The sequence below is a fragment of the Arthrobacter sp. B2a2-09 genome (genome assembly GCF_027587375.1).
Taxonomy (GTDB): domain Bacteria; phylum Actinomycetota; class Actinomycetes; order Actinomycetales; family Micrococcaceae; genus Arthrobacter.
In genome coordinates this window covers 31764-53791 of record NZ_JAMXIC010000020.1, presented here as the reverse complement: position 1 = coordinate 53791, position 22028 = coordinate 31764, and the positions used below count along the sequence as shown (strand labels likewise).

Here is a 22028-nt window from a genome sequence, read left to right as displayed (position 1 = left end):
CATGACCGAACCGAGATTCACCGTTGAAACAGCCATGGTCCTTGCCGAAGTGGCGCACAACCGCCAGAAGGACAAGCTGAAGCGGCCGTATCGCGAGCACGTGCTGGCGGTAGGGGATGCGCTCGCCGATTTCGACGACGACATCCGGATCGCGGGCTACCTGCACGACATCGCCAAGGACACCCCTATTACCAAGCAGGCGCTGCTCGATATGGGTGTTTCCGAGCGTGCCGTGGGCATCATCGAACGCGTAACGCGCCGCTTCAGCGACGACCCGGATGGCGATGAGGTCTTTATTCTGCATATCGCGCAGGACCACGACGCCACCTTGGTCAAGATCGCCTGCAACGCCCACAACTCCGTGCCGGAGCGGGTGCGGGCGCTCGCCGAGAAATGGCCCGACAAGGCACCCACCACGCGCTACGCTGACGCCCGGGAAGTGCTCTACAAGGCGGTGCCTCGGGGCGAAACCCATCTGGTCCTGCAGCGCATCAACCCGGATCTGCTGTCCGAGATGGACCGGTTGGCGGACTAGCAGTTCGACTCGTCTGGCAGGTCTGCCCTGGCTACGGCGTCGTCGGTTCATCCCTCCTCGGGTTGGCAGCGGCCGCCGCCTCCCGGCTTGTGGATGCGGTGACTTCCGCGAGGACCCGCTGGTGGATCTGGGCGGTGAGCTCGTGAATCGCACGCGTCAGGTCGGTGTTCTCCTCGAGCAGATGCTCTTGGGCGTTGTAGTCATGATCTGCCTTCACCTGCTGGAAGGCCGCTTGACGGTTCTGCCCGATCATGACGAAGGTCGAAAGGAAGATCGCTTCGAGCGAGACGATCAGCGTCAACGTCGGCCACGGACTCTGCTCGAACACGAGCATCCAGACGGCGAAAAGCAATATGTGCAGGTAGACGAAGTTCATCGATCCGGCGAAGGCCGTGATTGCATCCGCGACTCGAAGCTGAATGCTTGCGGCCCGGCGCTCGGCCTCTGCCAGGACCGATGGGTGGAGCTTTGACCGCTCGCTTTGAGAGAGCAACCGCGTTGGTCTCAGGTAGGAGCGTGAATGCGGAAGAGTGCCCGTGGTGGATGTCGATTGGTGTCCGGCCTGCTGTGCCATACGTTCAATCCCTTGGCTCGGGGCGAGCCCATCTCGCCTCTGAGAGCGAGCCTAGCGTCGCCATGCCCGTCAACCTAGGATCGTGTTTACGTACGGGATCTTCCACGAAGGAAGTGGAAGATCAGGACGATCACAGCAACAACCAAAAGCAGGTGAATGAACCCGCCACCGATGTTGCCGATCAAGCCGAGAAGCCAGAGAACAGCGATAATGATGGCTATCCAAAGCAACATGAGAGTCTCCCTTGTTTGTCTGCCGATGGAAATGCTGATTCTGCGCCCCACCCGGGTATCGTGTGGTGCCCTCACCTTATGCCCGGATCGGGTCCCTGTTAACGGCTGAACAATAATGAGCTACCCGTCCATCAACCTTCGCCGATGCCGGAGCTCCTTGACCCAGTCCCTTGTCTGCGCCGGTCCGAAAGGTGAGGCGCCGGCGTCGAGCTCCGCGATAAGCGGGCCCGAGGCCCTGAGCGCGAGTCCCAAGACTCCCTCCGCCGCGCGCTCTGTGAGCCCAAGCTTCCCGGCCCAGGCAAGGAAGTGCTTCCGGGAGATCCCGCTCTTCTTGCCGCCGATGCCCAGCGCGAGCGTCTTGTCCCCATAGACCACTGTGGAGGGGATGTCGTAGACCGGGGCGATGGTGTACTCGCCCTGCGGTGACTGAACCCCTGACTGTGACTGAACCCCTGACTGTGACTGGACTATGGACACGTTCTTGGCATGAAGGTCGCCGTTGCCGCTGAGCCAAGCGAAAGCCAACTGAATGGCCAGGTTCCGCAAGGCCGGCAGGGGCGCGGAACAGTGTGCCGCCAAAGCGGCGCACACTTCGCCGAACGGCACGCTGTACTTGTCGGCCGGATAGAGTCCCAGCACTTGGGCCCCGTCCTCGACGGCGAGGCGCACCGCAGCGCCGTCGGCCCCGGTGAGGCGATCGAAACGCTCGACGAGCAGCCCGGCCCGCCCGCCGACGTCGTGCACCAACTGCACGCTACTCACGGGGATCCGCAGCTTGCGCGCATAACGGAACATCAGGAACTCGTTTTCCACCACGAACGGGAACTCAGGAGCATTGAGTTTGAGGATGAAGCGCTTGCCTGCTTGCGCCACCGGGAGCGAAATCATCCCGGCCGACAACTTGTCCTGCACACCCGCCAGCGCCACGGGATCGATGAGGCCAGAATCGCCGAGCAGGGCATCGAAGTCGAGCGGCAGCTTCGAATCGAGCACGACGGCGGAGCCTCCCTCCGTGGGTGGCTCACCGTGGGGGACCGTCTGGACATCGCCCACGGCGTCCCCGCCAGCGCCCATGAGGAGCGCGAGCTCGTCGTCGGCGCTTGCCTTGACCGCCCGGCGCAGGGAATTCAGGCGGCGGCCTTCCGGGAGGAGTCCGGTGAAGTAGGGCGGGACGGCGCCGCTTGGGGTGAACACGGCTTCGTTTGTCAGCGGGAGCGTAGTGGCGACGGCCGGACCGCCTGAGTCGAGGTACCGCGGCAGGTAGCTGAACTTGGTGCCGCCTTCATGCCGCTCGATGCGCGCAGCCAGGATGCCCTGCTTGTATACGTCGGCGATCCGGTGGAATGTCATGACCGGTTGTTTGCAGTCTGGCTGCTCGCGGGTTGCACCATGAGTTCAAGGCCCAGCGTGCCGAGGACCGCGAGGAGTGGTTCCAATTGGACAGTGGTCTTCCCCTGCTCCACGAAGCGGACGAATCGTTCCGAGACTCCTGCGAGGTCTGCGAGGTCGGACTGGCTCAGGCTGAGGGAGGCGCGGCGGGCACGGACCTTGGCGCCGAGGGACTGGGCGAATTCCTTAGGGGACATGTCCACCCTTCCTTGCGTGGTTGCCGCGCCCCGCGTGCGCAGTTGTGCACGTCCGGTACGTTCGTGCCGGTTTCACCATTTTCCGCCACCCTGGGAGGCGAATCAAGGGTTGGTGGCCACGAATCGGTACGTTCGTGCCGGTCTGGCGTGGTTGGCCCCGGTCGCTCGTCGCGAAATCGTGGGTGCGGTCCGTCCGCTGCGTTCCGGTACTGCGGTCCCGTGCCCAGACCCACGAATCCGCCTAGGTGGCCGGCACCGTCCGGTGCTGGGCCCCAGACGCCAGGCGGCTGCCTGTTGACGTGTGGCTATTTAGCTCCTGGGGCTTACGGCTTAGTTAGTCCCACACCTGGGTTTTCAGTTGCCTTTGATGGCCTTGCTATTTGCTGTGCGAAAGATGGTCCGCGGAAGACCGTCGAGTCTTACTAGGAAGGCCAAGGCGCTCAAGTTTTGGGTACCCTGTCAGCATGGCTGCGGTGTGGATAGTCCAACATGATGAAGAGGAATCCTTCAATGCCGTGCTTGGCGTCTTCGCATCTCAAGACGAGGCGGAAGAGTTCGCCGGGAAAATCAAACTTGAGTACGCCAGGGGTGTCATTTACTCCCGCTATGAGATCGGATACCGCTACAACAGGGGACCCGGACACATGAGTTTCGGCCCCGGCGACCGATAACCTCGCCAATCCCCGGTCTGGGTCACGGCCGTTGACCGTGCTGCTAACGACTTCGGCATTGTGGCGGTGCGAACTGTACCGACCTCGCGCGGCGACTTCGTGGGTGTGGGCCGTCCGCTGCGTTCCGGTACTGCGGTCCCGTGCCCAGACCCGCGAACCCGCCTAGGTGGCCGGGTGTGCCCTCAGCCTTTCCAGCGCTGCTTGCCGGCGCGCGGCCCCGCGCTTTTCATCGATCACGATCGAGATAGCCAACGTCGCCACAATCACCATCATGCAGAGGGGAACGGAGACGCCGAGCGCTGCGAGCCCCACGGTGCCAGCGAGGAACACCGCCACGGCCGCGGACATCACAATAATCGACCGATCGAGGCCGAGCATGTAGCTGTAGAGGGACGTCAAGGAGGCCTCGAACAGGGCCACCGGGACGGCGATGCTGGCCACGACGGCGGTCGCACTAATTTGTGCCTCATGATCGATGAAGAACGCGGCCAAATGCAGACCTGCCCCCGTGGCGGCGATCGACCCAAAGATGAACATGTGGCCGTATCCGAAGGCGAATGCCTGATGCCGTTGGTGATGCAGGGCGTGGCCTGCCGGGAGGATGAAGTAGATCCACCACATTCCAAAAGCCAGCCCGGTACCGCCGAGACCCACAAGAGCGGCATCAACGGACCAGCCGTGCAGGGCCACGATCGCCCTAAGGGTTTCGATGGCTCCAATCAAGCACTCGCCTAGGGCGATGATGGCCAGGAGCCCGTAGCGTTCCGCGATGTGGTGCGCGTGCCAAGGCGTCTTGGCTTTGCGCTCGGCGATGTACGGCGTCGCCATTTCCAGCAGGAAGAGCGGGGCAGCCATGAGGAAATTCGTCAGGATGTCGGCGTGGACAATCAGCACCACCACCCAGCCAATCTGCGCCACCACCAGGAACTTCGCGTAGGTGAGGCAAGCTCGTCGGCGCTCGGGATCCTGCTTCGCCGCACGCAGCCACTGGAACACCAACGCCAAGCGCATGATGATGTAACCCAGCACCATGGTGGAGTTGTCCACCCGGTGGCCCTCGTCGAGCGATTGGAACATCGGTTCGATGCCCATGGCAAGGATGAGTACACCCACCATCTGCACCATGGTGACAACCCGGAAAACCCAGTCGTCAGTGTCGTAGGCGCTGGCAAACCACGAGAAATTGATCCAGGCCCACATGACGGCGAACATCGCGAAGGTGAAGCCCATCAACCCGGAGCCGAAACGGGCCTCGGCCAGCTCGTGCGCGAACTGGCTACCGGCAACCCCAAAGGCGATAACGAACGTCAAGTCAAAGAACAGTTCCAGGGGCGTGGCTGTGCGATTCAGCTCCTGGGGATCGCGCCCGCCCATGCGCGACAATGCATGGCGCAATGGATTCATGGACATGGTTCAGGATACCGCCGGGAGGCCCCCCGAGTCCCGGTCCCGGGAGAGGGCCCCCGGGTTCCTTTTGGCCCACAACAGCAGCCCAATGTACGTCAGGTCGAAGATGCTGCACAGGACGCCAATGCCCAGGATGAACAGTGAATTCTCGAGAATGCCGAAGCTGATGGTGGGCGCGAGGGTCCCGATCCACTTCGCCACGGCGATCACCATGGATTGCCCTCGCAGGCCGCGCCGGGCCGCGAACATGGCAATGAACAGGCCGGACATCAGGAGATTCTGCAGGAAAGCCGCGTAGCGGGATGCGGGTTCCCAATCGAACTCGGCGATGAACAGCCACTGCACTGCGAAGGATGCCAGGCCCAGCAGAACCGCCCATCCGATGAACAGCGGCCTCGTGACGAACCCGGGGAGTTCCCGCCGGCCAAACCGAAGGAAGGTGTACACAATCACGACGTCGGCCAACGCCCAGGCAATGTTGATGACGCCCTGCACGGAGAGTCCCGTGCTGAGCGAATGCACCGAGTAGATGACCTCCCACGCGAAGTTCAGACCCAGCGCCGCTGCCGGGATCGCGTACGTCTTGTCGCGAAACCCGATCCGGATCGCGCAAATGTAAACCGTCGTCCACGCGACGCCGCTCAGGATTGTCAGAAACAGGTTCACGGTTCCTCCTTCTGCAACGCGGGGTCACTTAGCGCCCATTCCGGGCCCGAATATGGGCCGTAAGTGACCCCGCGTTGCTCTAAACCCGGCCGAGTACGTCGATGTCCTCAAGGAAGCCTTGGTGGACTTCGTCACTGACTGTCGTGCGGGTATCGGCGATGGCGTCGAGATAGTCCTGCGTGACAGGTCCCTTGCGAGCGTTCGACGCCGGTGCGGCGCCCCCGGAAGCGCCGGAGGCTCCGGGAGCGCCGGCTGTGTAAACGGCTTTTTCCAAAGCACGCTGGGAGGCGCTGCGTGCCGCGTACTCGATGTCCGCGGGGGAGAACCCTTCTGTCCGCGACACGAGCAATGCCACGTCCACCGAGTCCACCACGCTGGCCGGGATGAAGCGCTGCCACATGGCCTCGCGGGCGTGGACGTCGGGCAGGCCGATGGGGATGACATAGTCGAAGCGGCCGTGGCGCAGGAAGGCGGTGTCCAGGGCGCGGATGAAGTTCGTGGCGCACACCAGCAGGCGGCCGGGCTGTTCGCGGAAGGCCGGGATGATCTTGAGGAGCTCGTTGGTGACGCCCTGCAACGGCGACGGCGGCTCGCCGGACCGCTGCGACGCGATCTCCTCCACCTCGTCGATGAACACGACGGCGTGCTCCAGTTCGGCGATTTCCAGGAACGTCTCGCGCAGCGCGCCGGCCAGGCCCTTGGGGTCGGAGGCCAGCCGCGAGGGGAACACCTCCACGAACGGCCACTCGAGCCGGGACGCGATTGCCTTGGCGAACGTCGTCTTGCCGGTCCCGGGAGGACCGAAGAGCACGACGGCGCGCGGCGGCACCACGCCGTACTCGTCGGCGAGGTCGGCCTCGGCCAGGGGAAGGACCAGACGGCGTTCCAGCAGTTCCTTTTCGCGGCGCATGCCGGCGACGTTTTCCCACAGGTCGCGGGCCAGGATGCGGCCGCCGAGCTGGCTCAGCGGCTCGAGCTCCTGGCGCTGCACGGGGATGGTCCGCTCGAAGTAGTGCAGGTTTTGCTTGAGCAGGAAGCCGCGGCCCAGGAAGGCTTCCACTCGGGTCTCGGACTCCGGCATGAGCGCCGAGAGCTTGTTGAGGCCGTGCGGGGTCATCCGGTTCTCGACGGCGGCCAGCAGCGAGGTGCCGATTCCGCGGCCGCGGAACTCGGGCAGCGTGGCCAGGAAAACGATCCAGCCCTGGTCATGGGCCGCACGTCCGACGGCGGCACCCACCACCTGCTCGCCCTGGACCGCCACCACGGCGTGGTCCTTCTCGCACGAGGCCAGGACCTCGGAGAGCGCATAGACCGGCTCCACGTTGTCCGCTTTGAGCGACTCCCAAAGGTGCAGGATGCCGTCCATGTCCGACGAGTGGAAGTCCCTGATACGCCAATTGCTCATGCCCTGCTCCTTGGTGGATCGCCATCGATTGCCTGGTGTTGAGCATAGGCGAACCGGTGGTGGAGAGGGGTTGCGCGGGCGTTGCGTTACGTTGCTACCCCACGGGGCGCAACCGCAAGCCTTGCATGCCGCCGTCGATCGCGAGGGACGTGCCCGACGTCGAGCCGGACAGCGGGCTCGCGAGGTAGGCGACGGCGCCGGCCACCTCGGACGCTTCCACGAGGCGGCCGTGGGGCTGACGGGCGTTGAGCGCAGCGCGTTCCGCGGCGGGATCGGCGGAGGATTCGAGCAGTCTGCCCACCCACGGCGTGTCCACCGTGCCCGGGTTGACGCAATTAACGCGGATCCCTTCGCGGACATGGTCGGCCGCCATGGCCAGCGTCAGGGACAAAACGGCGCCCTTGGACGCCGAATACAAGGCCCGCTGCGGCAGGCCGGCCGTCGCGGCGATGGAGCACGTGTTGACGATCGCCGCAGCCGGTGATTCGCGCAAGTACGGCAGGGCCGCACGGCTGACGCGGGCGATGCCCACCACGTTGATGTCCAGCACCCGGTGCCATTCGTCGTCGTCGTTGGCCGAGACGTCCCCTTGGGCGCCGATCCCCGCGTTGTTGACCACGACGTCGAGGCGGCCGAACTTCCGGGCAACGGAGTCGACGGCGGCGCGCACCGAGGCGTCGTCGGCCACATTGCATTCGACGCCGAAATGCGGGGTCCCGGACGGGTTGAGGTCGAGTACCGCAACCTGCGCGCCGCCGGCGGCGAGCCGGTCCGCGATAGCCGCGCCGATGCCCGACGCACCGCCGGTGACCAGCGCTACGAGTCCCTCGAACTCGGTGCTCACCGCGTGGCCTTGTCCGTGCCTACTGCTGCAAGCGAGGCAGAGCGGGCCCGGTAAAACTCCTGGCGCTGGCGGCCGAGCCCTTCTACCTCAAGCTCCACCACGTCGCCGGGCTGGATGTACGGGAAGCGGCCGGAGAGCGCCACGCCTTCCGGAGTGCCAGTGAGAATGACGTCGCCGGGCTCCAGGACCATGTATTGGCTGAGGTGGTGGACCACGGTGAGGGCGTCGAAGATCATGTCCGAAGTGTCCGAGGATTGGCGGATCTCGCCATTGACCCAGGTGCGCAACGCGAGGTGGCCGGCGTCGAGCTCATCCGCGGGAACCAGCCACGGGCCCAGGGGAGTGGACTGCGGAAGCGACTTGCCTTTGGTCCACTGGCCCGCGGCTCCGGGCAGTTGGTAGTAGCGTTCGGAGAGGTCGTTGGCGACGACGTAGCCCGCTATGCAGTCCGCGGCCTCGTCCGTGCTGGAAAGGTATGACGCTTCGCGGCCGATGACGATTCCGAGTTCCACCTCCCAGTCGTACTTTTCCGACGACGGCGGGATGGGCGCGGCGTCGAACGGCCCACTGACCGTGTTGCTTGGCTTCAGGAACACCACGGGCGATTCCGGCGGAGTGGCTCCGGATTCGGCCGCGTGGGCCGTGTAGTTGAGGCCGATGCAGACCACCGAGCCGGGGCGGGCGATGGGCGCACCGATCCGGAGCCCCTCGGCCGAAATCTCCGGCAGATTCCCCGCAGCAAGGGCTTCCCGGGTGCGTGCGATGCCGTCCGTGGCGAGGAACTCTCCGTTGATGTCCTTCGTCAGCGGGTCAAGGCTGAAGTACTTTTCGGTGCCGTTGGCGTCTTGGGCGATGACAACCGGCTTTTCATTTCCGGCAGTGCCCAGCCGGGCGAATTTCATGTTCATGTATTCCTCCGTGCTCTGGCTCTAACATCCGAGCTCTAGTCTGCTGTTGCTCTCCATAATACGGAAATGTGACCCATTGACAATGCAGACATCGGATGTTTACGCTCATCCCAGCAAACGAGCTGCTGTAAGGCAAGGAGCACAATGAGCGTCATCACCGCGGTGGACACCTTCGATATCCGCTTTCCCACCTCCCAGGAACTGGACGGATCGGATGCCATGAATCCGGATCCGGACTATTCGGCGGCATATCTGGTGATCCGCACCGACGCCGGGGACGGTCATGAAGGCCACGGTTTCGTTTTCACCATCGGGCGCGGCAACGAGGTGGAGACCGCGGCGATCGGGGCCCTTCGGCACCACATCCTGGGCCGCAACGTCGAGGAACTGCTCGGCGACATGGGCGGCACATGGAAGCTCCTCGCCCACGATTCCCAACTCCGCTGGCTCGGCCCCGAAAAGGGCGTGATGCACATGGCGATCGGCGCCGTCGTCAACGCGCTTTGGGACCTCAAGGCCAAGCGGGCAGCGCTCCCTCTCTGGGAGCTGCTTTCCGGGATGAGTCCGGAGGAGATCGTGGCACTCGTGGACTTCCGGTACCTCAGCGATGCGCTTACTCACGAAGAAGCGCTGGGAATATTACGGATGGCGGAGCCGGGGCGCGCCGCCCGAAGGGCAGCGCTTCTTGCGGAGGGATACCCCGCATACACCACGACGCCGGGCTGGTTGGGTTACAGCGACGACAAACTTGTGCGTCTGGCCAAGGAGGCCGTTGCGGACGGTTTCGGGCAGATCAAGCTCAAGGTGGGGGCCTCGCTGGAAGACGACATCAGGCGCGTCCGCACCGCCCGCGATGCAGTGGGACCGGATATCAAGATCGCTGTGGACGCGAACCAACGCTGGGACGTTCAGGAAGCCATTGAATGGATGGGGCACTTGGCTCCCTATGACATTGCCTGGATTGAGGAACCCACAAGTCCCGATGACGTCCTCGGGCATGCCGCGATTGCCCGGGGCGTGGCTCCGATTCCCGTGGCTACGGGTGAGCATGTCCAGAACCGGGTGATGTTCAAGCAGATGCTGCAGGCCGGATCCCTGCAGGTCTTGCAATTGGACGCCGCGAGGGTTGCGGGAGTGAACGAGAACATCGCCATCCTCCTCCTTGCGGCGAAATTCGGCGTCCGTGTCTGCCCGCATGCCGGCGGAGTTGGTCTCTGCGAGGCCGTCCAGCACTTGTCGATGTTCGATTTCGTGGCAGTTTCCGGCGACAAGAATGGTCGGATGATTGAATTCGTCGACCACCTGCACGAGCACTTCGTCACCCCGGTGGATGTCCACGACGGCTGCTACTGGCCTCCGTCCGCACCAGGGGCAGGCGGTGAAATGGTCGGCGGAACACTGGCCGACTTCAGCTTTCCCGACGGCCCGATGTGGGCCGCGGTATCCAATCCTTTGACTCCCCGGCAATAACCTTCGAAATTCCTCGAAAGCACAGTTCCCTACTGAAAGCACGTGGTGAAAGATATGCGCAAAGAAGCGTTGGTGGCTGGTGCCTTGGCACTAGGCCTGATTGGACTCACTGGCTGCGGGGGCAGCTCTTCCGGCAGTACCGCAGACGGCAAGACCGCCATGACCTGGGCCATGTGGGTCGGCGGCACGGAAGACCAGAAGAACTGGGAGAAGGTTGCCGATGATGTCAGCAATACCCTGGGAGATGTGAAGATCACCCTGCAGGGTTCTACTTTCCAGGACTACTTCACCAAGATGAGCACCCAGCTCAGCTCGAATACGGCCCCGTGCCTGGTGGCGGTCCAGAGCCTGCGGACAGCGCAGCTCAAAGACGGCATGCTCCCGCTCGATGACCTGGTGAAGAAGAACAACCTGGACCTGAGCGCCTTCGACCCTTCCATGATCAAGGGGCTCAGCGCCGACAACAATCTGTACGCCCTGCCCTATGACGTGGGCCCGGTGATGATGTTCTACAACAAGGACATGTTCGACGCCGCAGGCGTGCCCGTCCCCAAGGCAGGCTGGACGGCCGATGAGTTCGTGGCCGCCGCGAAGAAGCTGTCCGCCGGCGGCAAGCATGCCATCGCGCCCAACACCTCCGACCTCCTGATTGAGTCGCAGGTCCTCGCCTACAACGGCGGGCGCGTCCTCAAGGAAGACGGCACCATGGACGCAAGCGATCCGACCTTTGCCCAGGGACTCCAGTGGGTCTCCGACCTGACAAACAAAGAGAAGGTCTCCCCGCAGCTGCCCGGTGGCGATCCGGCGTTCAGCGCCAATGAGTTCCTGGCCGGCAATACCGCCATGAGTATTGACGGCCCGTGGTCCCTGCTGGACGTCAAGGGCAAAGCCAAGTTCAAAGTCGGCGTCACCACCCTTCCCGCCGGCCCGGGCGGCGGGAAGACTTTCAGCGCCGGCTCAGGCTGGGGCATCTCCAAGCAATGCGCCACTCCGGACAAGGCATTTGCCGCCCTCAAGGAAATGACCGGCGACAAGGTTCTGGGGGATCTGGCAGCAGCAGGGCGCGCACTGGCCGCACGCACCGCCCAGCAGACAAAGTGGGTTGACAATGCCGGCATTCCGGGAGTCGCGGAGACCCTTAAGAGCGCCGAAGCCACGGCAGTGCCCATGCCAAGCAACACCAACAGCGACCAACTGGGCCAGCTTTTCAATCAGTACCTCGTCAAATCCATCAACGGACAGCAGAGCGCAGCCGATGTCATGAAAGACATTGCGGCCCAGCTGCCCCGATGATCAGTGTGGTGCCTGCCCGGCAGTTCCTGACCAACCGCCGGGCAGGCACGCACTCTTCGCAAAGGAATGAGAAATGACACTACTCAAGCCCACAAAGTCGCCGCGTTCGGAAGTCGCGGCAACCATCTCCCTCGGGAAGGCGAAAACGAAGGTGAAGGCAGAGCCTGATGCCCAGCTCGGCCGGAGGACGATGTGGGGACCGGCCTTCGCCCTGCCGCATGGGCTCGGCCTCGCCATCTTCACGCTGCTCCCGATCGTTGTTTCCCTCGTCATCAGCCTCTTCCGCTGGCCGCTTCTGGGAACCCCGAGTTTCCTTGGCCTGGGCAACTACCAGCGGCTGTTCAGCGATCCCATCTTCGGGCAGGTTGTTGCGAACACCGTACTGTTTGTGGTGCTCTATGTGCCCCTGAACCTGGTTGTTTCCCTGGGCCTTGCCGCGTGGTTGACTCCGCGCATCAAAGGCCGCCACATCTTCCGGGTCATCTTCTTCATTCCTTCGATCACCCCCGTGGTGGCCAACGTCGTCGTCTGGCGGATGCTGTACCAACCCGGTGGATTCATCGACGGCACCCTCCAAAGCACCACGGGAGTTTCAGCGCCAAACTTCCTCGGAGACGAACACTGGGCAATGATGGCCATTGTCGTCATGAGCGTATGGCAGGGGTTCGGCTACAACATGCTGGTGTTCTCGGCCGCCTTGGACGCCGTCCCTGAGAACCTCACCGAGGCGGCGGCAATCGATGGCGCCAACGCGTGGACCATCTTCTGGCGGATCAAGCTCAAGCTCATTTCGCCGTCCATCTTCTTCGGGACGATGATGACCCTCATTACCTCCTTCCAGGTCTTCGCCCAGCCGTTCATCCTCACCAAGGGAGGACCCGGCTCGTCCACCTCGACGATCGTCCTGTACATCTACAACCAGGGCTTCCAGTTCCACCAGCTAGGCCTGGCATCCGCGGCCGCTTGGATCCTGTTCGTCATCATCCTGGGCGTGACGGTAGTCCAGTTCCTCGGACAAAAGAAGTGGGTCCACTACGATGCTTGAGACGACCAGCCGGATACGCCCCCTCACCGCCCGTCCCCTTGGCTCCAGAGTGCCCGGAAGACGATGGACCGCAAGAATCCGGCCCGCTATTGGCTACGTGATCCTTTGCCTTATCGCCCTTCTCTTCTTGTCCCCGCTGATCTACATGTTTGCCACATCGTTCAAACCCCCTGCTGAGATCTTCAGCGTTCCGCCGAAACTGTTCGGTTCGGAATTCCGCTGGCAGAACTATCAGGAGGCCCTGAATTACATGCCGTTCCTGCGCTTCATGGGCAACGGCCTGTTGGTTTCGGCCGCTGGAACGGCACTCACCTTGGTGGTTTCGGCTTTCTCCGGTTACGCGTTCTCCCGGCAGCGCTGGCGGGGAAGGAACCTGGTGTTCATGGTGTTCCTAGCAACGCTGATGATTCCCCAAGAGGTCCTGATTGTCCCGATGTTCGTCATGATGCAGAAGGTGGGGTGGGTGAACACTTTCCAGGCACTCATTGTGCCCTGGGCATTCACGGCATTCGGCGCATTCCTGCTCCGGCAGTTCTTCCTTGGCGTACCCCAAGAACTCGACGATGCGGCTAGGGTGGACGGCGCGGGAACCCTGAGGACCTTCCTGTTGGTCATGCTTCCGCTTGCCAGGCCCACGATGGCCGTGCTGGCCGTGTTCAGTTTCATCAGCTACTGGAACTCGTTCCTGTGGCCGTTGGTGGTGATCAATGACGTCAACAACCTCGGCACCATCCCGCTGGGGCTGCAGATGTTCTTCGGCCAACAGGGCAATCAGTGGCACCTGGTCATGGCCGCCTCGGTGATTTCCATGGCGCCCACCCTTCTTCTGCTGATCCTCCTGCAGAAACACCTCGTCAAAGGCATCGTCACGAGCGGCTTTGGCGGACGCTAACCCCACTTGGACCACAACGCACAACAACCCAAAGACCCGCAACAACTTTGAAGGAGTACCGCCAATGATCGCCCAAGCACCTTGGTTCACGGAGTCCCGGTTCGGCATGTTCGTCCACTGGGGCTTGTACGCCCTGCCAGCCCGCCACGAGTGGGTCATGAACCGCGAACGCATTCCTGCCGGGGAATATGAGAAGTACTTCCAGCACTTCAACCCGGATCTCTACGATCCGCGGGAATGGGCCTGTGCCGCGAAGGATGCCGGCATGAAGTACGTGGTGCTGACCACCAAGCACCACGAGGGCTTCTGCCTCTGGGATTCGGCACTCACCGATTACAAATCCACCAAGACGCCGTCCGGGCAAGACCTGGTGGCCCAGTACGTCGAGGCACTGCGGGAATTCGGCCTGAAGGTGGGTTTCTACCATTCACTCATTGACTGGCACCACCCGGATTTCACCATCGACGGGTTCCACCCCGAACGGGAAAACCCCGAGGCCGAAAAGCTCAACGAGGACCGCGACATGGCCCGCTACCGCGAATACCTCCATGGCCAGGTGCGCGAGCTGCTGAGCAATTACGGCCAGATCGATTACCTCTTCTTCGACTTCTCCTACACCAGCGAGGACCACAAGGACATTTGGGGCGGCAAAGGCCGCGAGGCGTGGGGTTCCGTGGAACTCTTGAAGATGGTCCGGGAACTTCAGCCGGGCATCATCGTCAACGACCGCCTGGACATTCCCGGCGACTTCGCCACGCCCGAGCAGTACCAGCCTTCCGGGCCAATGGTGGTGGACGGCGTCGAGGTGCCTTGGGAGGCATGCCAGACCCTGAACGGCAGCTGGGGCTATGACCGGGACAACCTGGACTACAAGTCCGTGGATTTGCTGGTGCGCATGCTCGTGGATGGAGTGTCCAAGGACGGAAACCTGCTCCTCAACGTCGGCCCCACTGGCCGCGGAAATTTCGATCCCCGGGCTGTGGAATCGCTCCGCGGCATCGGCGACTGGATGAAACTGCACTCCCGGTCCATCTACGGGGCAGGCCCTGCGGCCTGGACTCCGCCTGCCGATGCCCGGTACACGCGCCGCGGTGACCGCCTCTACGTGCACTTGTTTGCGTGGCCGTTCGAATACGTCCACCTTCCCGAACTCGCCGGCAAGGTGGAATACGCCCAGCTGCTCAACGACGCCTCCGAAGTCGCGATGCTGGAGATCGCACCGGACCGGGAAGCAATCAACACCACGCCTGGAGGGCAGCCAGCAGGTACCCTGACACTGAAGCTGCCCGTCCAGCGACCGGACGTGGCGGTGCCCGTCGTCGAACTCTTCCTGAAGCTCGGGGTGTAGCGTGCCGGAAACCATTGCCCTGCACACCCGGCTCAAGCCGGGTGCCGAGCAGGACTATGCGGATGCCCATGCGGGGATCCCCGCCGAGCTTGTCGCTGCCCTGAACGAGGCCGGCGTGGGCAATTGGCGGATCTGGCGGAGCGGCCAGGATCTCTTCCATCTGGTTGAGGTGGCGGACTATGAAGCCATGCGCCGGGCGCTCGCGAACCATCCGGCCAATGTCCCGTGGCAAGCCCGCATGGCGGAGCTTCTGGACGTCCAGGATGACTATTCGGGCAATGACTCGGGCATCCCGTTGGTATGGGAGCTGGCATGAGCGGCGCGCTGTGGGATGACCAATTGGGTAAGCTCGGCTTCGGCGCCGCTGGCATCGGCAACCTGTACCGTGCCATGCCGGACGCCCAGGCCGCCGCCGCTGTCAACGCGGCCTGGGATGCCGGGGTCCGCTACTTCGACACCGCCCCGCACTACGGCTTGGGCCTGTCCGAGCGCAGGCTTGGTGCGACACTGCGGGAGAAGCCGCGCAGCGAGTTCACCGTGTCCACCAAAGTGGGCCGGCTGCTGGTACCGAATGCGGCGGGAGCCAACGCGATGGACGACGAAGGCTTCGACGTCCCGGCAACGAGCAAACGCCAGTGGGACTTTTCCGAAGCAGGCATCCGCCGGAGCATCGAGGAATCACTCGAACGCCTCGGCCTGGACCACGTGGACATCGCCTACCTGCACGATCCGGATGTCCACGACCTCGCCAAGGGAATTGGCGAAGCGCTGCCGGCCTTGGAAAAGCTGCGTGCGGACGGCGTGGTGAAGGCGATCGGCGTCGGGACGAACTCGGCAGAAGCCGCACTCGAATGCGTCGAAGCGGCGGATCTGGACCTCGTGATGCTCGCCGGCCGGTACACCTTGCTTGAGCAGCCCGGCGTTCCCTTCCTGGACCGCTGCGTGGCGCGCGGCACCGGCGTCGTGAACGTGGGCGTGTTCAATTCCGGGCTGCTGGCGCGCCCAGAAGTCCCGGAGGACGCGCACTACAACTATGCGCGTGCCCCGCGCGCACTGGTGGAGCGTGCACGGGCGCTCGCCGGCGTGTGCCGGGACTTCGGGGTGGAGCTCCCGACGGCGGCCCTCCAGTTCAGCCTGCGACACCCGGCCGTTGTGAACGTGACGGTCGGGGCCAGCAGTCCCGAACAGATCACCGCCAACGTCGCGCGGATGAATGAGGACGTGCCCGAAGAGCTGTGGGCGGCTTTGGCAGGTGTGCCCGGGTGATTGATTCCCACCTGCACCTGTGGGACCTCGGACCGCACTCCTATGCGTGGCTCGGGCCGCAGCACGGCGGACTGTTCCGCAGCTACGGCGAGGCCGAGGCCTGGGAAACCCTGGATGCGGCGGGTGTCGGGGGAGTGGTGCTCGTCCAGGCTGACGACACCGTGGCGGATACCGAGTCCATGCTCGCTGTCGCCGACCGCAACTCCTGGGTACTCGGCGTCGTGGGCTGGATTCCCCTCGACAAGCCCGCAGCGGCGGAGAAAGAGCTGCAACGGTTCCTTGGGAACCCCGCTTTCCGGGGCGTGCGGCACTTGGTTCACGACGATCCTCGGGACGACTTCCTCGAGTTGCCCGCAGTCCGCGATTCCTTGAGCAGGCTTGCCAGCCATGGATTGGTGTTCGATGTCCCGGACGCCTTTCCGAGGCACCTTGGGCGTACGGTCCAGCTGGCCCGGGACCTGCCCGAGCTGACCATTGTGCTGGACCATCTCGGGAAGCCGCCGCTGGCCAATGCTTCCGCAATGGCCTCGTGGCGTGCGGACTTCCGGGCCCTGGCTGAGCTGCCCAACACGGTGGCGAAGGTGTCCGGTCTGTCTGTGCCGGGCGTCCCGTACACGGCCGAGGCTTTGCGTCCGCTGTGGGACGAGGCGCTGGAGGCTTTCGGTCCTGGACGGCTCATGATCGGGGGCGATTGGCCCGTCAGTACCTTGGGTGCACCGTACGGACGCACCCTGGAAGTGCTTCTGGGACTCGCCGGGGAGCTCACTTCAGCGGAGCGCCAGGACTTCCTTGAAGCGACGGCGGTGCGGACGTATGGGCTTCAAGAGCGAGGCGCCGGCGCGAGCTAGAGCGCCTGGCGCAACCAGCTCTCGACGCCGCTGATGTGGACTGTAACGAGCGCCCGGACCAGCTCGGCGTCGCCGCGTTCCAACGCTTCCGCGATGGCCTTGTGTTCGGCGAGGGTGTGCGCCACGGCTTTTTCCTGGGTCAAGCCGCGCCAAATGCGTGCCCGGACGGTGCTGCTGGAGAGGGCTTCGAGCAGGCCTGCGAGGTAGTCGTTGCCGGCGGCCTGGGTGATGATGCCGTGGAATTCGAGGTCGTGGGCCACGAGCTCTTCCACGTCGGTGTTCTCGTCAATGCCGTCCATCGTGGCGCGCAGGGCCGTGAGGGCGTTGGGAGTGATCTTGCCCGTGGCGATGAATGCGGTGGCGGGCTCCAGGATTCGTCGGACCTCAAAGAGTTCCAGGATGGAACGGTCCTGATGCAGATCAACGACGAACGCCACGGCCTCGTTGAGCAACTTGGCGTCAAGGCTGGTGACGTAAGTGCCGTCCCCACGCCGGACGTCCAGGACCCGGATGAGCTCAAGGGCCTTGACGGCTTCGCGCAGGGAACTACGGGAGAGGCCGAGCCGCTCACTCAGTTCCTTCTCCGGCGGGAGGCGGTCCCCGGCCTTGAGTTCGCCGCGGATCAGCATGTCCTTGATCTTGCCGATCGCTTCATCTGTGACAGCCATGGCTACATCCTAACGGCGAATGATCCGATGTTTGGCACCCAACTGACTCGCATTTGTTGTCGTTATGAGGGCCTAGAACGACAACAAATGCGAGTCAGCGGGGGACCTAACGCACGACGGCGGCACCCGGGTCCCGCGCGAACGGAACCTCAGGTGCCGCCGTCGGGCACTTTGTGCTTGGGCAGCACGGAAGAGCTAGATCTTGTCCTCTGAACCGGCAACCGGCAGGTTGGCTATCACGGGGGAGCTGCCGGTGAAACCGTCCCGGGCTGCGGCGATCTCGTGGATTTGCTTACGGCACATGTACCAACCAACCACAATGAGCGCACAGGCGATGGCCGTGACCAGCATGGTGAGCGGGGAGTCGATGAACACCATCACCAGCACGCCGACGAGGAACAGCAGCGAGAGGTAACCGGTGTAGGGGGCGCCGAACATCCGGAAGGACGGACGTTTCAGCCAGCCCTTGTCCGCCCAGCGCTTGAGCTGCATCTGGCACAGGACGATCGTGGCCCACGTGACGATGATGCCCACGGAAGCGACGTTCAGGACGATCTCGAAGGCGTCGGACGGTACGAGGTAGTTCAGCGGGACGCCGAGCAGGGAGACGCCGGCCGTGATGGCGATGCCGCCGTAGGGGACACCGGCCTTGTTCATGCGCTGCGCGAACTTCGGAGCGGACCCGGCCACGGACATGGAGCGCAGGATGCGGCCGGTGGAGTACAGGCCGGCGTTCAGGGAGGACAGGGCAGCGGTGAGGACCACGAGGTTCATGATCACGTCCACGCCCTGCACGCCGATGTGGCCGAAGAAGGTCACAAACGGACTGACACCCTTGACGTAGGAAGTGTACGGCAGCAGCAGCGCCAGCAGGATGACGGAACCGACGTAGAAGACGGCGATGCGGAAGACCACGGAGTTGATGGCCTTGGGCATGATCTTCTCGGGGTTCTCCGTTTCGCCCGCGGCGGTACCCACGAGCTCGATCGAGGCGTAGGCGAACAGCACGCCCTGCATAAGCATGATCATGGGCAGCATGCCGGTGGGGAAGATCCCGCCGTGGTCATTGAGGAGGCTAAAGCCCACTTCCTGGCCCGGTACCGGCGTGCCGAAGATGACGAAGTACGTGCCGATCACCAGGAACGCCGCCAGGGCAGCCACCTTGATCAGGGCGAAGTAGAACTCCATTTCGCCGAAGACCTTGACCGAGACCAGGTTCAGGCAAAGCACCACGAGAAGTGCGATCAGTGCCCAGGCCCACTGCGGGACGACTCCGATCCAAGGGACATATTTGCCGAAGAAGTTCATGTAAAGGGCTGCGGCGGTGGTGTCCACGATGGTGGTGGTGGCCCAGTTGATCCAGTAGAACCAGCCGGAAACGAACGCAGCCTTCTCGCCGAAGAACTCGCGGGCGTAGGAGACGAAGGAGCCCGACGACGGGCGGTGCAGCACGAGTTCGCCGAGGGCGCGCAGGATCAGGAACGCGAAGAAGCCGCAGACCGCGTACGCGATGACGAGGGAGGGGCCCGCAGCGTTGAGGCGGCCGCCGGCACCCAGGAACAGGCCGGTGCCGATGGCACCGCCGATCGCGATCATCTGGATCTGACGCGGCTTCAGGCTTTTGTGATAGCCCTTGTCCTCAGCGTGGAGGAGCTTTTCAGTGGAGTGCGCCTGTGGCGGGACCGTGTGGTCCGTGATGGGTGCATTGGTCATGGGAATCCTTAGGGGGTGTCCTGTTGGGGGTCCGGATCTCGCCGTCCGGCCTGTCTGTCCGGGCTGTCTGTCCGGGGGCAGGCCCGACGGCGGCTGGTGGGCGCCGCCGTCGTCGGACGTTCTGCTCGGCTCAGCCTAGTTGCTGAGGTTGGCCAGGCGTTCGGGGCGGAGGAGCTCATCGAGCTGCGCCGAGGTCAGCAATCCGTGTTCGAGAACGAGCTCGGCGACACCCTTGCCGCTTGCCAGCGCTTCTTGGGCGATGGCAGTGGCGGAGGCGTAGCCGATGTGCGGATTGAGGGCCGTGACGAGTCCGATCGACTGCTCTACTGTGAGGCGCAGGCGTTCGGTGTTCGCGGTGATGCCCCGGATGCAGCGCGACGTGAGTGTGCGGCACGCGGCTTCCAGGTGGGAGATGCTCTTGTGGAGGCTGTGGACGATAATCGGCTCGAAGGCGTTCAGCTGGAGCTGTCCGGCTTCGGCTGCCATGGTGACAGTGACATCGTTGCCGATGACTTCATAGGCCACTTGGCTGACCACTTCCGGGATCACCGGATTGATCTTGCCTGGCATGATGGACGATCCCGACTGCACAGCCGGGAGGTTGATCTCGCCCAATCCCGCACGCGGTCCGGAGGACAGCAAGCGGAGGTCGTTGCAAATCTTGGAAAGCTTGACGGCGACGCGCTTGAGCACACCCGAGAGGTGGACGAACGCGCCCACGTCCTGGGTGGCCTCGATGAGGTCAACAGACGTGACCAAGGGCAGGCCGGTGATCTCGGCCAGGTGCCGGCATGCTGCTGCGGCGTATCCAACGGGGGCGTTCAGGCCGGTTCCGATGGCGGTGGCGCCAAGGTTGATCTCGTGGATGAGCAGCTGGGACTCGGCCAGTCGCGCCCGGTCCTCGCCCACAGTCACGGCGTAGCCGCCGAATTCCTGGCCGAGGGTCATGGGGACGGCGTCCTGCAACTGCGTGCGGCCCATCTTGACCACCGTACGGAATTCCTGGCCCTTTTCCGCGAACGCCACCTGGAGTTCCTGAAGAGCCTCCAGAAGGCCCTGGACCGAGAAAATGGTGGCCAGGTTGACGGCGGTGGGGTAGACGTCGTTGGTGGACTGGCTCAAGTTGACGTGGTCGTTTGGGTGCAGCCTGGCGTAGTCGCCCTTGGGGTGGCCAAGGATTTCAAGGGCCCGGTTGGCAATGACCTCGTTGGCGTTCATGTTGGAGCTGGTGCCGGCTCCGCCCTGGATGACGTCCACCATGAACTGCTCGTGGAGCTTGCCGTCCAAGATGTCCTGGCAGGCCTGCCCGATCGCGTCTGCGCGTTCGTCGTCCAGGAGGCCGAGCTCGCGGTTGGTGCGGGCAGCGGCGAGCTTGACTGCGGCGAGGCCCTTGACGAGGTTGGCGTTGCTGGCCAACGGGTGGCCGGTGATGGGGAAGTTCTCGATGGCACGCAGCGTGTGCACGCCCCAGTAGGCATCAGCAGGGACGTCGCGGTCACCGAGGAGATCGTGTTCCGAACGGAACCCTGGAATTGTCGTGGAGTGCACGGCAGATGTCATTGCTGTCCTTTGGTCTTCTGTGCTTGTTTGGCTACGTCAGTTGGATGCGAAGTCAGTTGGATGCGAAGTCAGTTGGATGCGAGGAAGTTCGCGGCACGCAGCACGCCGACAGGGTGGCCGCCGCCCAACACGGGCGGGCTGGCGAGCGTGGCGAGCTGGCCGCCGTCGAGCCCTAGTTCTTCAAGGACGCGGACGGTGACGGGCATGCGGGCGCGATCGCCGCCGTCGGAGATCTTGATGGCGACGCCGGTGCCATTCCGCAGCCCGATGAGCTGGAGGCCTTCGAAGCCGTCCTTGGCGAGCAGCCCGGGAACGGTACGCATGATCGCTGTGACGTCGCGACCCTCGCCGGCCACCATCTCGGGGAAAGCGCGCATGGCGTGGGCTACTTGACCCTCTGGTTCCGTGCTGTCCGCCGCCGCCATACGGCCATAGGCCCGGGCCATGCCGTGCAGGCTGTGGGCAAAGAGCGGGGTGCCGCAACCGTCCGTGCTGACGGCGGCGGCGTCTTCGCCCGTGAGCTCGGTGATGGTGTCCTTCACGAGCATCTGGAGGGGATGTTCGGGGTGCAGGTAACCCTGGACAGGCCAGCCGTTGATTACGCACGTGGCGGCCATGGACGCGTGCTTGCCGGAACAGTTCTGTGCGAGTTGCGTTGGCTTGCCGCCGGCGCGGAGCCATGCTTCGCGCTCGGCGGTGCCGTAGGGGAGGTCGGTGCTGTTCTCCAGCGCGGTCTTGTCCAGGCCGTGCATTTCGAGGATGCGTGCGGCGCCGTCGAGGTGCATCGCAGCGCCGGAGTGGCTCGCGGCGGTGAGGGCGAGGAGGTTCTCCGGAAGCTTGAGTCCCGCACGGACCATGGCGACCGCCTGCAGCGGTTTGAGGGAGGACCGCGGGTAGAACGCGGCGTCGGGCTCGCCCGCTTCGAGGAGTGTTTCGCCGTCCGGCCCGACGGCGATAAGGGAGCCGTAGTGGATGCTCTCGACCAGGCCGTCGCGGGTCTGTTCCGCGAGCGGGACGTGGCGCGGGGTTGTTGGAATGGTTGCCGCCGGGGTGGTTACGGGCATAGCGGTGCGCGTTGCATGCGGGGTGGGCATGA

The 22028-nt window shown here is 63.9% G+C and carries 23 protein-coding genes; 10 read left to right on the top strand and 13 right to left on the bottom strand.

What is annotated here, in order from left to right:
* Position 1: 1 nt before the first annotated feature.
* Positions 2-535: a phosphohydrolase gene (locus tag NFJ07_RS18730; RefSeq protein ID WP_269996653.1), complete on the top strand. Its 534-nt coding sequence runs from the start codon at positions 2-4 to the stop codon at positions 533-535.
* Positions 536-566: 31 nt separating this feature from the next.
* On the opposite strand, the gene NFJ07_RS18725 is transcribed toward NFJ07_RS18730, so the two are convergent.
* The 4 genes from NFJ07_RS18725 to NFJ07_RS18710 form a co-directional block, all read right to left on the bottom strand.
* A complete protein-coding gene (locus NFJ07_RS18725; RefSeq protein WP_269996650.1) occupies positions 567-1109 on the bottom strand; it encodes a DUF1003 domain-containing protein in 543 nt (180 codons plus the stop codon).
* Positions 1110-1195: 86 nt separating this feature from the next.
* Positions 1196-1342: a lmo0937 family membrane protein gene (locus NFJ07_RS18720; RefSeq protein WP_269996648.1), complete on the bottom strand. Its 147-nt coding sequence runs from the start codon at positions 1340-1342 to the stop codon at positions 1196-1198.
* 120 nt (positions 1343-1462) lie between these two features.
* Entirely contained in the window at positions 1463-2692 is a 1230-nt protein-coding gene (locus NFJ07_RS18715) for a type II toxin-antitoxin system HipA family toxin (protein WP_269996646.1), read from the bottom strand.
* Positions 2689-2928: a helix-turn-helix transcriptional regulator gene (locus tag NFJ07_RS18710; RefSeq protein WP_269996644.1), complete on the bottom strand. Its 240-nt coding sequence runs from the start codon at positions 2926-2928 to the stop codon at positions 2689-2691. Before NFJ07_RS18710 ends, NFJ07_RS18715 begins: the two co-directional genes overlap by 4 nt.
* 464 nt (positions 2929-3392) lie before the next feature.
* On the opposite strand from NFJ07_RS18710, the gene NFJ07_RS18705 reads away from it, so the two are divergent.
* Entirely contained in the window at positions 3393-3599 is a 207-nt protein-coding gene (locus tag NFJ07_RS18705) for a DUF7336 domain-containing protein (protein ID WP_269996642.1), read from the top strand.
* Positions 3600-3761: 162 nt separating this feature from the next.
* Here the strand turns inward: NFJ07_RS18705 and NFJ07_RS18700 are convergent, their stop codons facing one another.
* The 5 genes from NFJ07_RS18700 to NFJ07_RS18680 all read right to left on the bottom strand — a co-directional run bounded on the left by NFJ07_RS18700 (position 3762) and on the right by NFJ07_RS18680 (position 8829).
* On the bottom strand, positions 3762-5009 hold the full coding sequence (locus NFJ07_RS18700; protein WP_269996640.1) for a low temperature requirement protein A: 1248 nt from the start codon (positions 5007-5009) through the stop codon (positions 3762-3764).
* A gap of 3 nt (positions 5010-5012) precedes the next feature.
* Positions 5013-5672 carry a transmembrane-type terpene cyclase gene (locus NFJ07_RS18695; RefSeq protein ID WP_269996637.1) on the bottom strand — a complete coding sequence of 220 codons (660 nt, stop codon included), beginning with the start codon at positions 5670-5672 and terminating at the stop codon, positions 5013-5015.
* A 79-nt stretch (positions 5673-5751) separates the two neighbouring features.
* Entirely contained in the window at positions 5752-7077 is a 1326-nt protein-coding gene (locus tag NFJ07_RS18690; protein ID WP_269996635.1) for an ATP-binding protein, read from the bottom strand.
* 94 nt (positions 7078-7171) lie between these two features.
* Positions 7172-7921 (bottom strand): SDR family NAD(P)-dependent oxidoreductase, encoded by a 750-nt coding sequence (locus NFJ07_RS18685; protein WP_269996633.1) that lies wholly within the window; start codon positions 7919-7921, stop codon positions 7172-7174.
* Positions 7918-8829 (bottom strand): fumarylacetoacetate hydrolase family protein, encoded by a 912-nt coding sequence (locus NFJ07_RS18680; protein WP_269996631.1) that lies wholly within the window; start codon positions 8827-8829, stop codon positions 7918-7920. The genes NFJ07_RS18685 and NFJ07_RS18680 overlap by 4 nt, the downstream gene beginning before the upstream one ends.
* Before the next feature lie 144 nt (positions 8830-8973).
* Here NFJ07_RS18680 and NFJ07_RS18675 point away from each other — a divergent pair, with 144 nt between their 5' ends.
* The 8 genes from NFJ07_RS18675 to NFJ07_RS18640 all read left to right on the top strand — a co-directional run bounded on the left by NFJ07_RS18675 (position 8974) and on the right by NFJ07_RS18640 (position 16991).
* On the top strand, positions 8974-10299 hold the full coding sequence (locus tag NFJ07_RS18675) for an L-fuconate dehydratase (protein WP_269996629.1): 1326 nt from the start codon (positions 8974-8976) through the stop codon (positions 10297-10299).
* Positions 10300-10341: 42 nt separating this feature from the next.
* Complete coding sequence (locus NFJ07_RS18670) at positions 10342-11592, top strand: ABC transporter substrate-binding protein (RefSeq protein WP_269996627.1); 1251 nt, start codon at positions 10342-10344, stop codon at positions 11590-11592.
* A gap of 73 nt (positions 11593-11665) precedes the next feature.
* Entirely contained in the window at positions 11666-12637 is a 972-nt protein-coding gene (locus tag NFJ07_RS18665) for a carbohydrate ABC transporter permease (RefSeq protein ID WP_269996625.1), read from the top strand.
* 97 nt (positions 12638-12734) lie between these two features.
* Positions 12735-13529: a carbohydrate ABC transporter permease gene (locus NFJ07_RS18660; protein ID WP_269996623.1), complete on the top strand. Its 795-nt coding sequence runs from the start codon at positions 12735-12737 to the stop codon at positions 13527-13529.
* Between the two features lie 64 nt (positions 13530-13593).
* Positions 13594-14877, top strand: coding sequence for an alpha-L-fucosidase (locus tag NFJ07_RS18655; RefSeq protein WP_269996621.1), 1284 nt, complete (start codon positions 13594-13596; stop codon positions 14875-14877).
* Position 14878: 1 nt separating this feature from the next.
* Positions 14879-15193 carry an L-rhamnose mutarotase gene (locus NFJ07_RS18650; protein ID WP_269996619.1) on the top strand — a complete coding sequence of 105 codons (315 nt, stop codon included), beginning with the start codon at positions 14879-14881 and terminating at the stop codon, positions 15191-15193.
* Positions 15190-16143 (top strand): aldo/keto reductase, encoded by a 954-nt coding sequence (locus NFJ07_RS18645; protein ID WP_269996617.1) that lies wholly within the window; start codon positions 15190-15192, stop codon positions 16141-16143. Before NFJ07_RS18650 ends, NFJ07_RS18645 begins: the two co-directional genes overlap by 4 nt.
* Positions 16140-16991, top strand: a complete 852-nt coding sequence (locus NFJ07_RS18640) for an amidohydrolase family protein (protein WP_269996615.1) — start codon at positions 16140-16142, stop codon at positions 16989-16991. Before NFJ07_RS18645 ends, NFJ07_RS18640 begins: the two co-directional genes overlap by 4 nt.
* Here NFJ07_RS18640 and NFJ07_RS18635 read toward each other — a convergent pair.
* From NFJ07_RS18635 to NFJ07_RS18620, 4 genes are all read right to left on the bottom strand, one after another.
* Complete coding sequence (locus NFJ07_RS18635) at positions 16988-17659, bottom strand: FadR/GntR family transcriptional regulator (protein ID WP_269996613.1); 672 nt, start codon at positions 17657-17659, stop codon at positions 16988-16990. The two genes, NFJ07_RS18640 and NFJ07_RS18635, sit on opposite strands and share 4 nt — an antisense overlap.
* 195 nt (positions 17660-17854) lie before the next feature.
* Positions 17855-19372, bottom strand: a complete 1518-nt coding sequence (locus NFJ07_RS18630; protein WP_269996611.1) for an amino acid permease — start codon at positions 19370-19372, stop codon at positions 17855-17857.
* A 135-nt stretch (positions 19373-19507) separates the two neighbouring features.
* Complete coding sequence (gene aspA, locus NFJ07_RS18625; RefSeq protein WP_269996609.1) at positions 19508-20932, bottom strand: aspartate ammonia-lyase; 1425 nt, start codon at positions 20930-20932, stop codon at positions 19508-19510.
* 68 nt (positions 20933-21000) lie between these two features.
* Positions 21001-22026: an asparaginase gene (locus NFJ07_RS18620; RefSeq protein WP_442865369.1), complete on the bottom strand. Its 1026-nt coding sequence runs from the start codon at positions 22024-22026 to the stop codon at positions 21001-21003.
* Positions 22027-22028: the final 2 nt, after the last annotated feature.

Coding starts and splice junctions, on each gene's coding strand:
- NFJ07_RS18730 (WP_269996653.1), top strand. CDS start 2: ATGACCGAACCGAGATTCACCGTTGAAACAGCCATGGTCCTTGCCGAA.
- NFJ07_RS18630 (WP_269996611.1), bottom strand. CDS start 19,372: ATGACCAATGCACCCATCACGGACCACACGGTCCCGCCACAGGCGCAC.
- NFJ07_RS18635 (WP_269996613.1), bottom strand. CDS start 17,659: ATGGCTGTCACAGATGAAGCGATCGGCAAGATCAAGGACATGCTGATC.
- aspA (WP_269996609.1), bottom strand. CDS start 20,932: ATGACATCTGCCGTGCACTCCACGACAATTCCAGGGTTCCGTTCGGAA.
- NFJ07_RS18705 (WP_269996642.1), top strand. CDS start 3,393: ATGGCTGCGGTGTGGATAGTCCAACATGATGAAGAGGAATCCTTCAAT.
- NFJ07_RS18725 (WP_269996650.1), bottom strand. CDS start 1,109: ATGGCACAGCAGGCCGGACACCAATCGACATCCACCACGGGCACTCTT.
- NFJ07_RS18645 (WP_269996617.1), top strand. CDS start 15,190: ATGAGCGGCGCGCTGTGGGATGACCAATTGGGTAAGCTCGGCTTCGGC.
- NFJ07_RS18710 (WP_269996644.1), bottom strand. CDS start 2,928: ATGTCCCCTAAGGAATTCGCCCAGTCCCTCGGCGCCAAGGTCCGTGCC.
- NFJ07_RS18700 (WP_269996640.1), bottom strand. CDS start 5,009: ATGTCCATGAATCCATTGCGCCATGCATTGTCGCGCATGGGCGGGCGC.
- NFJ07_RS18675 (WP_269996629.1), top strand. CDS start 8,974: ATGAGCGTCATCACCGCGGTGGACACCTTCGATATCCGCTTTCCCACC.
- NFJ07_RS18720 (WP_269996648.1), bottom strand. CDS start 1,342: ATGTTGCTTTGGATAGCCATCATTATCGCTGTTCTCTGGCTTCTCGGC.
- NFJ07_RS18665 (WP_269996625.1), top strand. CDS start 11,666: ATGACACTACTCAAGCCCACAAAGTCGCCGCGTTCGGAAGTCGCGGCA.
- NFJ07_RS18620 (WP_442865369.1), bottom strand. CDS start 22,026: ATGCCCACCCCGCATGCAACGCGCACCGCTATGCCCGTAACCACCCCG.
- NFJ07_RS18690 (WP_269996635.1), bottom strand. CDS start 7,077: ATGAGCAATTGGCGTATCAGGGACTTCCACTCGTCGGACATGGACGGC.
- NFJ07_RS18655 (WP_269996621.1), top strand. CDS start 13,594: ATGATCGCCCAAGCACCTTGGTTCACGGAGTCCCGGTTCGGCATGTTC.
- NFJ07_RS18715 (WP_269996646.1), bottom strand. CDS start 2,692: ATGACATTCCACCGGATCGCCGACGTATACAAGCAGGGCATCCTGGCT.
- NFJ07_RS18680 (WP_269996631.1), bottom strand. CDS start 8,829: ATGAACATGAAATTCGCCCGGCTGGGCACTGCCGGAAATGAAAAGCCG.